Source organism: Burkholderia sp. AU33803 (genome assembly GCF_002223095.1).
Taxonomy (GTDB): Bacteria; Pseudomonadota; Gammaproteobacteria; order Burkholderiales; family Burkholderiaceae; genus Burkholderia.
This window is the reverse complement of the sequence record NZ_NKFJ01000006.1, coordinates 1,698,519-1,714,353: the sequence shown is the minus strand read 5'-3', so window position 1 is coordinate 1,714,353 and position 15,835 is coordinate 1,698,519. Positions and strand designations below refer to the sequence as shown.

The following is a 15,835-nucleotide window of genomic DNA, read 5'->3' as shown; positions in this document are numbered from 1 at the left end:
GTTCAGCTCTTCGGCAGCCCCGGCGGATTCGTGCGCGACTGGTCGATCGCTTCCGATGCGAGGTTCCAGCGGTCGAGCACCTGCTGGTAGCGGCCGTTCTTGATCAGCCCGTTCAGCGCGACGGTGAGCGGATCGGCGAGCCCGCTGCCGCGACGTGTCGCGATCGCGATGTCGGCGGTACGCGGCCAGCCGCCGCTGATCGCGCCGACGAGGCGCGTCTTGCCTTGCTGCGCGCTCTGGTACGCGAGCACCGAGTTCACGCTGAACACCGCATCGGCGCGGCCCGACTGTACGGCGACGATGCGCATCGCCTGGTCGTCGTAGTACTGGATCTGCACGGTTTTCAGCCCGTGCGCGACGTTCTCGCGATCCCACGCGAGCAGGATTTTTTCCTGGTTGGTGCCGGCGTCGGTCACGATGCGCAGCCCCGCGACGTCCTTCGGCTCGCGGATCGCCTGGATCTTGCTGTCGTTGCGCACGTAGAAGCCGACCTGGTCCTTGCGATAGGTCGAGAAATCGAACTTCTGCTTGCGCTCCTCGGTGACGGTGACGTTGGAGATCACCGCGTCGACTTTCCCGGATTCGAGCGCGAGCGGCCAGTCGGCCCACGCGAGCGCGACGATCTTCAGCTTGCGGCCGAGGCTGTCGGACACGAGCTGGCCGACATCGGCGTCGAAGCCGATCACCGTGCGCGCGTCGGTCGCATACGAGCTGATCGGCGGCAGGCTCGGCGCAACGCCGATCGTCAGCGTGCCGGGTTCGGCGAACTTGAACGACGCGGGCACCGCGCGCTCGACGGCTGCATCGGCCACGCCGCGCGGGCGGCCGCGCTGCTCGGGGCTCAGGTCGAACGTGGCGGCGGCCGCAGCTGCGGCGAACGCGGTCAGGCCGATCAGCGCGGCGGCCAGCGTGCGCACGGCACGGGAGGAAAGCGGTACGGCTCGTTGCATGAAAGCGTCCTGAAGTGGCAAGCGGAAATCGGAGGGAAGCGGGACCGTCGCGGTCAGCGCGACAGCACCGGTTCGGGCACGGGCGCCCACAGGTCGGCCAGCGTCGATGTGCGCGACGGATCGGCGAGATCCTTGCCGAACCGCAGGTGGAAATACGCTTCGGGGTCGATCGACGAATCGAACAGTCGCGTATAGCCGGTGCGGTCGTACAGCGCCCATGCTTCGGGCTGGCGGAAACCGGTGGTCAGGTAGATGCGGCGATAGCCTTGCTGCGCGGCACGCAGTTCGAGCGCCTCGACGATGACGCGGGCGAGGCCCTGGCGGCGCAGGTCCGAGCGGGTCCAGATCCGTTTGAGCTCGGCGGTCTGCGCGTCGTAGCGCTTGAACGCGCCGCCGCCGATCGTTTCGCCGTCGCGCAGCAGCAGCACGAACGCGCCTTCGGGCGGCGCGAACACTTCGGCCGGGTAGCGTGCGAGTTCTTCGCGGGCGGACGCTTGGCTGTCGGGCCGATACGCGTGGTAACGGGTCGAATACTCGTCGATCAACGCGTCGATCAGCGGTTGCGCGCGGACGTCGAGTGGCGTCGTGTCGATGATGCGGTCGGTTGTGGCCATGGGCATCGCGAAGGGCGCGCGATGCGGACGTTCCTGGCGGGGTGCGGGCACGCGGCCCGTCCGGTCTGTTCCGTTATCGCGGCGCGGTTGTCGTGATGGCGGCGGCCGGTGCGTATCCTGCCGGGATGCGGATGGCGGGCCGCCGCCGTTTTGAACACGTTAGCGGCGCGGCCGGCAAAGACGAACGAAGCAATTTCGATAAGGATTTCGCGGCGGACGTCAGAAGGCTTGCAGCGGGAATGGGGTGGGGTGTGGCGGGGGGAGTGCGCATGCGTCGAAGCCGGTGCTTGACGCATGCGCGTGATGCCGACAGGCGAGCGCCTAGGCCGCTCGCACTTCGGCGAGCAGATCGGGGTGACGATCCAGCAGCTTCAGCAATTTCACGAGGGCAAGCGGCGGATTCGTCTTGCCCGTTTCGTAACGGGAGAACGCGTTGACGCCGCCGCCGAAGAGCTCGGCCGCCTCGCGCTGATCCAGCTTCAGCTTCTTGCGCACCTTCGCGATGTACTTCGGGTCGACGAGGGTGGCGTTCACCTGCTTGTTGAATTCGGTGATCGCTTCGCCGAGACGGGTCGCCTCGTCGAGATCCAGCACCGATTCCCCGCAGGCCGGGCAGAAATCGCCGGTGATATCGCGAACGACAGTCGACCGGCCCTTGTAGGTATAGGGGATGTCTCGCGTGTCGCGGACCAGCTTGGCGGCACCGCAGGCAGGGCACTTCATGTTCAACGCTCCTTGAAAGACACGATCAGCACATCGTCGATCACCGTCAGTTTCAGGTACACGTCGCCGCGCACCGTCAAAGGTCGGTAGACGTCCTGCCAGATCGTGTGGTCGGCGTACGTCGTCATGCTCTTGTGGAAGTCGAGATCGGTCAGCGACAGCACGACACCGAGCGCCTCCCGTTCCGTGAAACCCAATAGCCGGGCGCCGAGTACCGCGCTCGTCGTTAGCCGGACCTGGCCGGTTTCGACGAGCGCTTTCACGCGCAGCAGCTTGCAATGAGGCGTTCTCTTTTCCATCTGCGATCATAACCAAGTAAGTTAATTTGTCAAGTTGGTTAATGACGAACGCATGCCGTCCGCCATGACTGGCAGACAGCAAGGAAAGGAGAGAGGTCCGGATTTAGGCCGTCTGGCCGATGCTCGGCGGCGCCGACAACTCCGCCAGCTGGAACAGGCAATCGCCGCGCTGCACCTGCGCGGGCACGCGCTTGCACACCACTTCGCCGTCACCCTTGAAGCGGTGCAGCACCGGTTCGCGCAGCGGCGTATCGGGGAAATGCACCCACGCGGCCGGCTGCCCGGCCTTCACCTGGTCGCCGAGTTCGACGAGCGGCTCGTACAGCCCGCGCTCGTATGCGTAGACGAAGTGGCGCTCGCCGTCGACCCGCATGAAGCGCGTGACGGTGGGCGGCGCATCGGGCACGAGCGCGCCGTGCAGCAGCCCGATATGGCCGAGGTAGTGCAGCAGCCCGTGGCGGCCCATGCGGATCAGCGACGGATCGGCCATGCCCGCGCCACCCAGTTCGGTCACGATCGAGATCGCGCCCTGGCGGCGCGCGGCCGACGCCGAATGCACGGGATTCGGCGCGTGCAGCAACGCATTGTGCAGCCCGAACGCGACCAGCAGCCCGTTGAGCTTCTCGGCTTCGTCGGCGTCGAGCGGATCGATCGCGAGCATGTTGCCGCCCTGGTACAGCAGCGAGCTGCCGCCCGAGTGCAGGTCGACCAGATACTGCGCGCGCGACAGCAGCGCATGCTCGATGTAGTGGGCGATCATCTGCGTCGGCGTGCCGGTCGGGTCGCCGGGGAAACTGCGGTTCAGGTTGCCTGCGTCGAGCGGCGACACGCGCAGGCCGGCATCCGCCGCCGGGAAATTCGCCATCGGCAGCAGGATCAACTGCCCGCTGACCATCTCGGGCTCGATCTCGCGCATCAGTTGCGACACGATGATCTGGCCTTCGTACTCATCGCCGTGATTGCCGGCCATCACGAGCGCGACCGGGCCGTCGCCGTTGCGGATCGACACGATCGGGATCGGCAGCCAGCCGTACGCCGAGCGGTGGACGGAATGCGGCAGCCGCAGGTAGCCCGCGTGCTTGCCGGGTGCGTCGAGATCGATTTCGCAGTGGATGGGATTGCGGTGCGAGGAAGAAGAGGCGGTCATGGCGGCATCGTTCGATGAACGGAATTCGCCATCTTATCGGGAAACGACTGCCGCGCGCCGTGCCCGATGCGCGCAACGCCGAACGCCATCAATCGGCACACGCATGGATCTTGGGTACGGCCAGTTGCACGGCAGCCGATACGCGAGACCCCGTGCGATGTTGCAGCGATGAACGCATGCCGGTCGGTCGGCCGGCTGCATTCGGCGGGATGTTTCGCGCCGCCCCTTGCCGCGACAGGGCCGGCGCGTGCGGCCGCCTTACCGGCCCGATGTTTCGGCTTCGAGACGGCCTTCTTCCCACAGCGCCCAGAAACGGCTGCCGGCGCGATACGGATTCCCGCGGCGTGCGCCGTGATCGGCGATGCCCTGGCGAAATGCGCCGTACAGCGTCAGCGGCGGATTGTCGACGCATCGGGCCTCGCGTGCGGCCGGCATGCGGCGTTCGGACACGAGCCGGCGGATCAGCGATTCGCCGTCGATCACGTCCAGTGCGTCGACGGTTTCGCTGCGGCTGAGGACTTCGACGGTATTCATGTTGGGTCTCCCTGACAACCTGTTTCCCTGACAGGGAGCAATAAGAGTGCCAGGTTCGAAAAGCCTGGCTTTGCCTCGATCGTGCCGGCTTCTGCAGCCAACGTGACGGGTGGCGGGCGGCGATGTTACGGAACACGTCACGTGACACGCGAACGCGCGACGTCACGTGCGGCCACGCAAAGCGTTTCGGAATTGAATCGTCGGAAGGAGACGGAGACGGAGGCGGGGGAAGGCGGGTGTGTGCCGCCGGGTCAACTCGCGGTGACCGGCGTGACCCGGCTGCTGCCGCTCGAATAGAAGCGGTAGATGCCCTTGCCGGCGGACTTCGCTTCGTACAGCGCGCTGTCGGCCTGCCGGATCAGTTCGTCGGGGGAGCCGTGCCCGTCGTCGAGCGCGATGCCGATGCTGATCCCGAGGCTCACCGTCTCGCCGATCGACAGCGTGTACGGCGCGGAGATCTGCCGGATGATGCGCGCGGCGAGGAGCGAGCACGTGTGCATCGTCGTGTCGTCGATCGCGACGACGAACTCGTCGCCGCCGATGCGGGCCGCCAGCTCGCCGGACGACAGCGTCTTGCCGAGCCGCACGGCGACCTGCGTGAGCACGTCGTCGCCGGCCTGGTGGCCGAACCGGTCGTTAATCGCCTTGAAGCCGTCGAGGTCGAGATACATGACGGCGAGCGCGGGGCCCGGCGCGCGCGGCCGGCGCGCGAGCATCCGCTTGAGCTCGGCATGCAGTTCATGACGGTTCGGCAAGCCCGTCAGCGCATCGTGCCGCGCGAGATGCCGGATGTGCTGCTCGGTCCGGCGGCGCGCGGTCACATCCTCGACGATGATCACCGCGTTGCCGTCGGGCACGCGGTGGCGCGTCAGTTCGAGCTGGCGGCCGTCGGCGAGCACGACGTCGAGCGGCGCGGGTTCGTCGCAGCCCAGCCAGAGTTCGCACTGCGCGGCGAGACCGGCGCCGCCGGGATCGGTCGCGTCGTTCGCGCCGAGCGCCGCGACGACGGCGGGCAACGGCGTATCGAGCATGATCTCGCGCGGCGAGCCGAACAGTTGCGCGGTGCGCCGGTTCGCGACGATCACGCGGCGCTCGCCGTCGATCATGCACAGGCCGTGCGGCATGTAGGTAAGCGCGGCGTCGAAGCGCGCGACGAGTTCGGCGTTGCGCTGGCGCGCGGCGATCAGCGCGACGAGCACGCGATAGTGACGCTGGACGACCGTGCGCATCGCGGCGAGATAGATCGCGAGCGGCGGCAGGAGCAGGCACGCGCCCGACCGGTGGGCCAGCAGCGCACCGACGCCGATCGGCAGCACGCCGAGCGTGACCTGCATCATCGCGAGCCGCGGCAGCGCCGAATTGCGTGACGCGATTCCGCCGAACACGCCGCCCGCGACCATCACCGACAGCGTGCCGAGCTCGACGTCGACGGCCTGCACGCAGCCCATCACGCCGAGGCCGAGCACGAAGCACGCGACGAGCGACACGGGTGCATAGCGCAACGCCCAGTATTCGGCGCGGTCGGCGCCGGCGTTGCGTTGAACGGTGTACGCGCGCGCGATCGAGAGCCGCGCGATGAGGAGGCCGACGTCGGCGATCAGCCACGCGAGGCACCACAGCTGCTGCAGCCGGATCAGCGCGACGGCCGCGACGAAGCCGCTCGCGAGCCCGGAGAGCGCCATCGGTCGGACGTCTTCGAACAGCGTAACGAGCATCGACGGGCGCAGCGCGGCCGTCACACGGTGGTTGCCGGAGGGGGGAGTGGCGAGAACGGAGTGCAGGAGAGATGCCCTGACTGCCATGGTTTTTAACCTCGACACGATGTCGCGATGGCTGGCGGCGCCCGCACGGCACATGGCGGGCGCCCGGCCAGGCCGGATGCGCACGACATTACCATGAAACACGGGCGGCACCGCTAGCTGCGCAGGCCATTAGTCGTTAACCCCGCCCGCGAATGGCTTGCGCATTCGTGGGCGCCGGGGGCAGCATCGTGGCGAACGGAACGCGGCTCGGCGACGGGCAGGAGACCGGTCACCGCACACAGCGCGCGCACCTGCCGGGCTCGGTCGACACGATCGAAACTGCCGTAACCGGGCACGCGACGCGGTCGGATCAACCCCCGCGACCGGCTGCCGCAGCCCGGCTGAATACCGTTATAAGAAATTCAATAAGTATTTCATGCGGGAAATACTATAGGCGATATATCTAAAACAATGCCAGAATGCGCGCCGCTCCGAACGTCGCGACACCCGATCGCCGTCCGAGCCGCATCAGGAGGTTCCCCCCAAATGAAAAACCACGGCCTGTCACGGCGGGGTTTTCTGAAAGCCAGCGTGCTGGCGGGTGTCGCGGTGTATGTCGCGCCCCTGGGCAGCCGCGCATTCGCGGCGCTCTTCGAAGAAAAACTCCTCACCCCCGTCAAATGGGATAGCGTCACCGGCATCCCCCAATTCCGCATCGACGGCATCGCGAAGGTCACCGGCTCGAAAGTGTTCGCCCGTGACGTGCGCGCCGCCGACATGCCGCACTGGCCGCAGCAGCAGTCGCATGCGCTGATCCTGCGCGTCACGCAGGCCGACCGGATCTACGAAGGCTTCGACCTGTCGCTGCTCGGCGACGACCTGAAGCCGGACCGCGTGGTCACGGCCGACGATCTCGTGCGCGACGGCGTCGCGTTCCCGGCGTTCTACGGCGACGACATGCTGCTGCCGGCCGGCAAGACGCCCGCGTATCTCGGCCATGCGGTCGCGATCCTCATCTATCACGACTTCGCGCGCTTCCGCTTCGCGAAGAACGCGCTCAAGTTCCGCGACGACGTGATCCGCTACGGCGCGGTCACGGGCCCGCTCGAGCGCGATCCGTGGGGCACCTTCCGCTACGTGCGCGTGGGCGGCAAGACGGCCTACGACGACGACGTCTATTCGAGCCTGAAGGACGCGCCGATCTTCCCGAGCATGATGCGCAAGCACCTGCCGGTGTGGCCGGACGGCAAGGAGCACGGCAAGCTCGACGAGCAGGGCATGTTCCTCGCCGGGCAGATCGCCAGCGAACTCGACCATCCGTCGGCCGACTGGCTCGTGTTCGACCGCGAGTACAACACGCAGTCGGTCGACACGTCCGCGCTCGAACCGGACAACGCGAACTGCTGGTACGACACCGCGACGCAGTCGTTGCACCTCGTCGTGCCGACCCAGTCGCCGCTCGAAGTGGCCGAGAACGCGGCCGCGATGGTCGCGAAGTGCCGCTTCCCGGTGAAGAAGCTGTTCGTGCATCCGTGCTACACGGTCGGCTATGGCTCTAAGGATCACTTCAACGTGCCGTTCTACGGCCTCGTCTGCGCGCTGTACGCGGACGGCCGCCCGGTGCGTTTCGCGAACGACCGCTACGAGCAGTTCCAGACGTCGCTGAAGCGTCACGCGTTCAAGATGCATTACCGGATCGCGGTGGATCGCAACACGGGCCTGCTGCAGTCGTTCAAGGGCGACTTCGAGGCGAACGGCGGCGGGCGCTCGAACTTCTCGCCGTCGGTGGCGATGGTGGGGGCGACGGCCGCGCAATCGATCTATTACTTCCCGAAGAGCGACCTGGCCGCGGTCGCGATCGCGTCGCGCGCGATCGATGCCGGTTCCGCACGCGGCTACGGCACGTTGCAGAGCATGGCGGCGACCGAGATGGCGGTCGACGAGATCGCCGCGCAGCTGAACATCGATCCGATCGAGTTCCGCCTGCGCAACGCGCTGCGCTCGGGGATGAAGAACACGCAGGGGGCGATTCCCGCCGGCGCGCTGCGCGTGGACGAGGTGCTCGAGCGCTCGAGGCAGCATCCGCTGTGGACGCGCCGCGCCGCGCGCAAGGCCGAATACGAGGCTGCGAACCCGGGCAAGCGCTACGGCGTCGGCTTCGCATGCGTGCAGAAGGATTTCGGCACGGGCGCGGAAGCGTCGTTCGCGAAGGTCGAATTCGACGAGAACGGCAAGGTGTCGCTGCAGCATACGGCGGCCGAGATCGGCACCGGGATGTCGACGTCGCAGGCCGTCGCGGTCGCGAAATGGCTGGGCAGTCCGGCCACGGACGTGCGCGTGGCCGTGACCGAATGGCCGGACCTGCCGGTCGAGACCAGCGGCGATCCGTATCTCATGTCGCAGGCCGACCAGGATCGCCTGAGCGCGAACCCGCGCTGGTCGCCGAGCTATGCGTCGCCGTCGAGCGCGACGAACTCCGCGTACTACTTCACGCACAGCACGCGCGAAGCCGCGCGCGCGGTGTTCCGCTACGGCTTGTGGCCGGCGGCGATGTCGATCTGGACGCGCGGCCTCGGCGGCGGCCAGGCCGCGCCGTACACGATCCGCATCGAGGACGCGCGCTGGGTCGACGGCAAGCTGACCGCCGACGGGCTCGAGCCGCTGTCGTTCGAGCAGCTCGCGAAGCAGGCCCATGCGCTCGGCCTGCCGACCGGCGCCGTGGTGCACGTGTTCAACCGCTGGCAGTGGACCGACGCCGAGTTCGAAGTGGGCGGCACGGTCGAGCGCCTGCCGATCGACGGGCTGTCGCTGCGCGTCGGCGCGCCGAAGACGGGCGACAACGGCCCGGTGCCCGGCACCGCCGCACCGGCCGGCGCGACCACGATGCGCGGCACGCTGGCGCCGACCGCGAACGGCTACCGCGTGCTGGACCGCAAGCGCGTGTTCATCCCGCCGACGAGCCGCAACAACGCGGCCGTCACGTACTACACGGCAGTCGGCACGCTGGTCGAGCTGGCCGTGCACGAAGCGACCGGCAAGGTCGAGCTGCTCACGCATCACTCGATCATGGAATGCGGCAACCAGATTTCGCCGCAGCTCGTGTCGGGCCAGTTGCAGGGCGGTCTCGCGATGGGCATCGGCCACGCGTTGCACGAGTACCTGCCGCTGTATGAAGACGGCCCCGGCAACGGCACGTGGAACTTCAACCGTTACCAGCTGCCGCGCGCGTCCGACGTTGCCGTCTGGACCCAGACGGGCGACGTGCTGCCGCCGCTGTCCGAGACCGATCCGCCGAAGGGCGTCGCCGAAGTGGTGATGATTCCCGTCGTCGGCGCGATCGTGAACGGCATCGCGCACGCGATCGGCCATCGTTTCACCGACCTGCCGGTGACCCCGCAAAAGATTCAGGAGGTGCTCGCATGACGACCGCCCAAACCGCGGCTTCGGCCGCGAGCGCTAGCGCCGCTGCGACCGGCGCTTCCGCGCCGAGCGCGGCTTCGGCCGCACCGGCATCGGCACAGGCCGCGGCCGTGCCGGCTTCGGCCCCGGCCGCCGTCGAGCGTCCGCTCGTCCGGTTCCAGTCGAAGCCGCTGTCGATCAATATCAACGGCAAGTCCGTCGGCCCGATGCAGGTGCCGGAAGGGCTGATGATGATCGAGTTCCTGCACGAATACGCGGGCCTCACCGGTTCGCGGCTCGGCTGCGGGCAGGGCATCTGCCACGCGTGCGTCGTGATCGTCGACAAGCCGGACGGCACGAGCGAGGAAATGCGCACCTGCATCACCGGCGCGCACTTCTTCCACGGCCGCTCGATCCGCACGATCGAAGGCCATGCGAAGCGCAACGAAGCGGGCGAAGTGGTCGAGCTGTCGCCGATCCAGCAGAAGTTCCTCGAGCATTTCAGCTTCCAGTGCGGCTACTGCACGCCGGGCTTCGTCAACGCGGCGACCGTGCTGATCGAACGCCTGAAGCGCGAGCCGGTCGCGAAGGCCGACGTCGAGCGCACGATCACCGAGGCGCTCGATGCGCACCTCTGCCGCTGCACGGGCTATGTCCGCTACTACGAAGCCGTCAAGGACGTGGTGCTGACGACGCCGGGACTCGTGAAGGACGCCGCATGAAACGCACATTCGCTCATCGTGTCGCGCGGGCTGCGGGCTTGCCCGCGCTCGCGGCCGCCTGCGCGCTGCTGCTCGCCGCGTGCGGCGGCCATGACGCGCCGGCCTCGAACGCGGCTTCCGGCGCACCGGGTGCCGATCCGATCGCGCGCGGCCGCTACCTCGTCAAGGCCGCCGACTGCGCGGCGTGCCACACCGCGAAGGACGGCGCGCCGTTCGCCGGCGGCGCGCCGCTCGAATCGCCGTTCGGCACGTTCTACGGTTCGAACATCACGCCCGACAAGGATCACGGGATCGGCAACTGGAGCGCGGACGATTTCTACGCCGCGCTGCATGACGGCAAGGCGCCGGGCAAGCGCCTGTATCCGTCGATGCCGTACACGTCGTACCGTCAGCTCACGCGCGCCGATTCCGACGCGATGTACGCATACCTGAAGACCGTCAAGCCGGTCGCACTGGAAAACCGCGAGCACGCGCTGAAGTTCCCGTACAACCTGCGTTTCGGGATGGTCTTCTGGGACATGGTGTTCCTGAAGGACAGCCTGCCCGATGCGTCGACCGGCCAGTCCGCCGACTGGCAGCGCGGCCGCTATCTGGCGGGTGCGCTCGGCCATTGCGCGGAATGCCATACGCCGCGCGCGTTCACGGGCCAGCTCGATAGCGCGAAGCCGTTCGCCGGCGCCGCGCTCGGCCGTGTGGCCGCGCCCGACATCACGCCGGCCGGCCTCGCCGCGCGCGGCTGGACGGGCGCCGACCTGCAGACGTTCTTCGGCGTCGGCATCGCGCCGCAAGGCTCGGCGTTCGGCGAAATGTACCCGGTCGTACACCTGAGCACGCAGACCATGACGAAGGACGACCTGCGCGCGCTGTCCGTGTACCTGCTGGGCGATACGCCGCCCGCGCCGCAACCGGTGAAGCCGGTATCGGCCGACGCCGCGCAGCTTGCGGCAGGCCGCTCGGTGTATCTCGCGGTCTGCGCGGGCTGTCACGGTTTCAACGGTGAAGGCAAGCCGCACGTGGCGGTGCCGATGAACGGCAATTCGACGGTGCGCCAGGGCGACCCGCGCAACCTGCTGGTCGCGATGCTCGACGGCATCGGCGAGCAGAAGTTTGCCGGGTTCGAGAACCTGCAGCCGATGCCCGGTTTCGCGCACACGCTGAGCGACGACGAACTCGCGCAGCTCGCGAACTACCTGCGTGCGACGTGGGGCGGCCAGCCCGCGAGCGTCACGCCGGCCGACGTGAAGGCCATGCGTTAAGTCGTGCCGCAGGGCGGCGCGTCGCGCGCGAGTCAGCCGGTTTCCGGTGCTCGTGGGCGACGCGTCGTCCGATTTTTTCGGCGGCGCTTCAGTAGCCGCTACCACCTCCGCCTCCGCCTCCGCTGCCTCCCGAGCCGCCACCGCCATACCGGCTCATGCCCGGCCCCTGCGCAGGGCCGCTACCCGACGACATACAGCCCGCCGACAGCACGAGCACCAGCGCGGCGATCAACGCCGCGGCCCACCTTGCCGATTTCATGTCCGCCTCCTTGCCACGCGCGGGACGCTGGAAAGGCCGGTTCGCGTGAACCGCGCGTCTGCGTGCTGACGGAACATGAAACGTTTCGGGCGGGCGGGTTATTCCATGCATTTTGTGGATCGCTGAACGCGAAGGGGCGGACCGGATGCATCTTGCCGCCTTGGTACACTCCGGCAGCCGCCATTCCGATTCCGACTACAAAAACATGAGTGCTACCGCAGAACGTCCGCCGTCGCGTCCGTCCCATCCCGTCGTGTTCGGTTGCATGTCGTTTGCCGTCGGCGGCCCGCTGGTCGCATCGCTCGTCTGGCCGGCCGTGATGCTGATCGCGTGGTCGTTGATCGACGGTCCGTCGTGGGAGGTACTGAAGGTCAGCGCCGGCATGGTGCCGCTGATCTTCTTCGCATCGTTCCTGTTCGGCTATTTCGTGCCGGCGGCCGTGGCGGGCGGCATCATGGGTGCAATCGGCACGCGAATCCGGCGGCGCTGGTTCGTGCTGCTGGGGATGATCGTCGGGGCAGGCGCGATGATCGGCTTCGTCGAACTCGTGGCCTACCTGCTGAAATCCGACAAGGTCGGCGACATCGACGCGATCGCCACGCTCGATGCGATCGTGACGTCGGCCGTGCTGTCGTACTGGCTGCATCGGCGGCTCGCACGCCGGCGTTGAACGCGGCGCGGCGCGTCATCGGGCGCTGTGTCGTTGCTCGCGAGCATGCAGCGGGCGGAACCGCGCGGCCGCTTTCGCGGCCAGCGGGCCGGGATGCTGCTCCTGAAGCGGATGCCGCCGGCGCGGCGGCCTGTGATCAACGATAGACGAGATCGGCGCGGCGATTCTGCGCCCACGCATCCTCGTCGTGGCCGAGCGCGACCGGCTTTTCCTTGCCGAGGCTGACCGCCTCGAGTTGCGTGGCCGGCACACCGAGCGTTTCGAGCCCGCTCATCACGGCCTGCGAACGGCGTTGGCCGAGCGCGAGGTTGTATTCGGACGTGCCGCGTTCGTCGGTGTTGCCCTGGATCAGCACGCGCCGCGCCGGATGGCTGCGCAGGTAGTCGGCATGCGCCTGCAGCAGCGACTGGTATTCGGGCTTGACGGAGTACTGATCGAAATCGAAGTAGATGCTGCGCTTCGCGAGCGGGCTGTTCGGATTATCGAGATCGTCGGCCGTCACCGTTGCGACGGCTTCGCTCGACGGTGTTGGCTCCGTGCCGGCATTCTCGGGCGTCTTCGCCGCATTGTGGCAACCGGCCAGCAGCACGAAGGTTGCCAGGACTGCAAATCGATTCGTTTTGCTCATCGTTCGTCTCCAGCGGTTGACTGCGTTGAACGCGTGGGGCGTGCGACCGGCACGCCCGTATCCGGCCGGCATGGCGCGAAAGGTCCGGCACGCACGACGTGAAGCACGTTCGTAAGCCGGTGGTGCGCCATATGAAAGAGTGTCGCGACCGGAACGCCAAATCTCGGCGTCGCTGCAAACAGATTAGGAAAAATGTCACAGCGTGACCAGTTTCTCCGCATTTTTTTGCGCCGATACGACAGTCCGGGCCGCATTTTTGCTGTTGCACCGGGCGAAGCCACAGCGAAAAGGCCGCGCACGGGCGCGGCCATTCCAGTTCGGGACATGACGATCGGGCGGAGCTGGAAACGCATGCCCGACACGGCGGGCGCAACCGCGTTGCGCCGCACCGCTCCGTCTTGCGTCGTCAGAACTTGTGCCGCAGCCCCAGTGCGACGACGACCTGGTTGCTGTTCGCCGACGGCGTCAGCGTCCAGACGGTCGCGTTGAACGCGGGATTGCCGTTGCCGCCGCTCACGCTCTGGTAGACGCCTTCGAGATACGCATCGGTGCGCTTCGACAGCGCATAGTCGGCTTGCGCCACGACCTGGTTCCATTTCGGGCGCGTCTGGCCGGTGCGCGTGTCGAAGCGGCCCATCGTGTACGTGTAGGCGGCCGAGAGGCTCAACGCCCGCGTGACGACGTAGCGCCCGTCGATCGAGAAGTTGTCGAACACCAGCGATTCACCCTTCAGCGGCGCGATGCCGCCGCCCTGGAGCACGCCGGTCACGCCGTCGGTGGTCGAGTGCGACCATGCGGCGCCGACCGAATGCGGCCCGAATGCATAGCGGCCGGCCGCGGCCCAGATCTGCTGGTTGCCGCCGGTGATCGTTGCCGAACCGTCGACCGTGCTGAGCGCGCCGTTCGGGTTCGGCGCATTGCGGTCGCGGCTGATCTTCAGGTAGCCGGCGCCGAGCTTCAGCGGTCCGTTCGCATACGACACCCCCGTGCTCCACGCCGCGTTGTTGGAGAACTGGCCGGCCGTGTTCGAGAACCCGAACATCGCGCCGAACGTCAGCCCGCGGTACGTCGGGCTCGTGTACTTCACCGCGTGGTTGATGCGGAGATTGCGGTTCGAATCGTCGTTGTCGTACGGATGCACCGCGAGGTTGCCGCCCCAGCCGGGGCCGGACGCGCCGAGCGGCGTCACGAAATCGAGGATCAGGTCGTACTGGCGGCCGAACGTGAGCGTGCCGGCCGTCTTCGAGCTCAGGCCGACCCATGCCTGACGGCCGAACAGGTCGACGCCTTTCTGCGACAGTGCGCCGGTGGTGCCCGAGAAGCCGTTCTCGAGCGTGAAGACCGCGGCCGTCCCGCCGCCCAGATCCTCGCGGCCGCGCAGCCCCCAGCGCGACGCGTTCAGTGCGCCGCTCGTCATCGCGACGGCGCCGCTGCCCGGCGAGCCGGCGCCGTGCGTGCGCTGGTTGGTCGCGTAGGTGATCGACGTGTCGATCAGGCCGTACAGCGTCACGCTGCTCTGTGCGTGTACCTCGCCCGATGCGAGAGCGGTCAGGCAGGCGGCAATGGCGGTCCCCGCGAGTCGAGTGCTGGCGTGCTGGTTCATCTTGTAGGAATGCATAGGAGTTTTTATCGTTTTTGCGGCCCGGTGGCCGGCGGATCGAGCGGCCATTATTGGAGATCGTGCGGCGCTCGATTAAGGCGTTGCACAGGAAAGGTCCTCTGCAAAATCGCGTGGAATCGCGGCGAGGTGAGGGCGAGGAGAGGGGCGGCCGCGGCCGCGCATCGACGCGGCCGGGTTTGGGGGGAAGCGAGCGCGAGGGGCCGGTGCCCGAAGCCCGGCCCTGCGCCCGTCAATGCGGCATCACGAGGCGCGGATCGATATACGCGTCGATGTCCTGCGACTGCTTGTATACGCCGTTGCGCACGTTGAACGCATTCGCGTTGCGCGTCGAGCCGTAGATCGAATCGAGCCCGTCGCCCTTGCGGAACGCGCGCTTCGCGGCGGCTTCGTCGAGCAGGTGCGTGCCCTTCAGCAGCGGGAGGTATTGCTCCGGCGCCAGGCCGACGCGCGCGGACATGATCCGGACCGCGTCGCCCTGCGTCTTCGGATCGTTGATGTAGGCGACGCAGCGGTACCAGACCTTGATCACCTTGGCCCAGTCGGCGCGGCGCGCGGCGAGGCTGGCCGGCGCGACGGTAATGGCGTCGTAGATCAGCCCCGGCGCATCCGCCGACGTGAAGATCGCACGGGCGCCCGGTGCGCGCTTCAACGCCTCGCCCGCGTTCGGCTGCCAGGCGGCCACCGCCGCGATGTCCGTCGACGAGCCGAGCACCTGCGGCAGTTCGTTGGTTTTCGCGTTCACGAGCGTCACGTCGCCGTCCTTCAGCCCGTGCTTCTGCAGCGCGGTTTCGAGCAGCAGGTGATCGACGAGGCCGAGTTCGACGCCGACCTTCTTGCCCTTCAGCGCCTCGACGCTGCGCAGCGGCGGCTTGGCGACGATCATGTCGTTGCCGGCGGAATAGTCGGTGAGCAGGATCATCACGTTCTTCGCGCCGGCCGAGCCCGTGACGAGCGCGTCGCCGTTCGTCGCCGCGACCGCGTCGAGCTTGCCTGCCGAAAACGCGTCGAGCGATGCCGAGTAATCGAACCATTCGAAATCGACGTCGACGCCGGCTTCCTTGAACCACCCCTTGTCGAGTGCGACCTGGAACGCGACCCAGCCGGGCCAGTCGCTGTAGCCGATCTTGAGCGGCGCTGCCGCGTGCGCGGCGGGCGTCATGAGGAGCGTGGCGGCCGCGGCGGCGGCCCCCAAGGCGTGACGGACGGAACGGCGGGACAGCAGGCGGCGGAGCGCCAGGGCGGGACGGGTCATCGTTTTCTCCAGGAGACCG

Annotated in this window: 15 protein-coding genes; 4 read left to right on the top strand and 11 right to left on the bottom strand. The window is 67.7% G+C overall.

The annotated features are described in order from the left end of the window. Positions 1-2 precede the first annotated feature (2 nt). From CFB41_RS24900 to CFB41_RS24870, 7 genes are all read right to left on the bottom strand, one after another. Positions 3-950: an ABC transporter substrate-binding protein gene (locus CFB41_RS24900; protein WP_089458267.1), complete on the bottom strand. Its 948-nt coding sequence runs from the start codon at positions 948-950 to the stop codon at positions 3-5. Positions 951-1,003: 53 nt separating this feature from the next. Beyond that, the gene (locus CFB41_RS24895) at positions 1,004-1,564 is read right to left on the bottom strand and encodes a GNAT family N-acetyltransferase (RefSeq protein WP_089442430.1); all 561 of its coding nucleotides are present in this window, start codon (positions 1,562-1,564) and stop codon (positions 1,004-1,006) included. A 321-nt stretch (positions 1,565-1,885) separates the two neighbouring features. After that, positions 1,886-2,287 carry a type II TA system antitoxin MqsA family protein gene (locus tag CFB41_RS24890; protein WP_089442431.1) on the bottom strand — a complete coding sequence of 134 codons (402 nt, stop codon included), beginning with the start codon at positions 2,285-2,287 and terminating at the stop codon, positions 1,886-1,888. A gap of 2 nt (positions 2,288-2,289) precedes the next feature. Next, a complete protein-coding gene (locus CFB41_RS24885; RefSeq protein ID WP_089458266.1) occupies positions 2,290-2,586 on the bottom strand; it encodes a type II toxin-antitoxin system MqsR family toxin in 297 nt (98 codons plus the stop codon). Between the two features lie 103 nt (positions 2,587-2,689). Further along, positions 2,690-3,733, bottom strand: coding sequence for a succinylglutamate desuccinylase/aspartoacylase family protein (locus tag CFB41_RS24880; protein ID WP_089458265.1), 1,044 nt, complete (start codon positions 3,731-3,733; stop codon positions 2,690-2,692). A 258-nt stretch (positions 3,734-3,991) separates the two neighbouring features. After that, on the bottom strand, positions 3,992-4,267 hold the full coding sequence (locus tag CFB41_RS24875) for a hypothetical protein (RefSeq protein ID WP_089458264.1): 276 nt from the start codon (positions 4,265-4,267) through the stop codon (positions 3,992-3,994). A 251-nt stretch (positions 4,268-4,518) separates the two neighbouring features. Further along, on the bottom strand, positions 4,519-6,069 hold the full coding sequence (locus CFB41_RS24870; RefSeq protein ID WP_089458263.1) for a sensor domain-containing diguanylate cyclase: 1,551 nt from the start codon (positions 6,067-6,069) through the stop codon (positions 4,519-4,521). Positions 6,070-6,555: 486 nt separating this feature from the next. Between CFB41_RS24870 and CFB41_RS24865 the strand changes: the two genes are divergently transcribed. The 3 genes from CFB41_RS24865 to CFB41_RS24855 are packed head-to-tail and all read left to right on the top strand — an operon-like array spanning position 6,556 to position 11,386. Continuing rightward, complete coding sequence (locus tag CFB41_RS24865) at positions 6,556-9,432, top strand: xanthine dehydrogenase family protein molybdopterin-binding subunit (protein ID WP_089458262.1); 2,877 nt, start codon at positions 6,556-6,558, stop codon at positions 9,430-9,432. Continuing rightward, a complete protein-coding gene (locus tag CFB41_RS24860) occupies positions 9,429-10,130 on the top strand; it encodes a (2Fe-2S)-binding protein (protein WP_089458261.1) in 702 nt (233 codons plus the stop codon). Before CFB41_RS24865 ends, CFB41_RS24860 begins: the two co-directional genes overlap by 4 nt. Beyond that, entirely contained in the window at positions 10,127-11,386 is a 1,260-nt protein-coding gene (locus CFB41_RS24855) for a cytochrome c (RefSeq protein WP_089458260.1), read from the top strand. The genes CFB41_RS24860 and CFB41_RS24855 overlap by 4 nt, the downstream gene beginning before the upstream one ends. A gap of 88 nt (positions 11,387-11,474) precedes the next feature. Here CFB41_RS24855 and CFB41_RS38275 read toward each other — a convergent pair whose 3' ends face one another. Next, the gene (locus tag CFB41_RS38275; protein WP_179243732.1) at positions 11,475-11,645 is read right to left on the bottom strand and encodes a hypothetical protein; all 171 of its coding nucleotides are present in this window, start codon (positions 11,643-11,645) and stop codon (positions 11,475-11,477) included. Positions 11,646-11,850: 205 nt separating this feature from the next. Here CFB41_RS38275 and CFB41_RS24850 point away from each other — a divergent pair, with 205 nt between their 5' ends. Beyond that, a complete protein-coding gene (locus CFB41_RS24850) occupies positions 11,851-12,315 on the top strand; it encodes a hypothetical protein (protein WP_089458259.1) in 465 nt (154 codons plus the stop codon). 136 nt (positions 12,316-12,451) lie between these two features. On the opposite strand, the gene pal is transcribed toward CFB41_RS24850, so the two are convergent. The 3 genes from pal to CFB41_RS24830 all read right to left on the bottom strand — a co-directional run bounded on the left by pal (position 12,452) and on the right by CFB41_RS24830 (position 15,816). Beyond that, positions 12,452-12,943 (bottom strand): peptidoglycan-associated lipoprotein Pal, encoded by a 492-nt coding sequence (pal, locus tag CFB41_RS24845; protein ID WP_089442439.1) that lies wholly within the window; start codon positions 12,941-12,943, stop codon positions 12,452-12,454. 406 nt (positions 12,944-13,349) lie between these two features. Further along, positions 13,350-14,561: a porin gene (locus CFB41_RS24835; protein WP_089458258.1), complete on the bottom strand. Its 1,212-nt coding sequence runs from the start codon at positions 14,559-14,561 to the stop codon at positions 13,350-13,352. Between the two features lie 232 nt (positions 14,562-14,793). Then, positions 14,794-15,816 carry an ABC transporter substrate-binding protein gene (locus CFB41_RS24830; protein WP_089458257.1) on the bottom strand — a complete coding sequence of 341 codons (1,023 nt, stop codon included), beginning with the start codon at positions 15,814-15,816 and terminating at the stop codon, positions 14,794-14,796. Positions 15,817-15,835 lie beyond the last annotated feature (19 nt).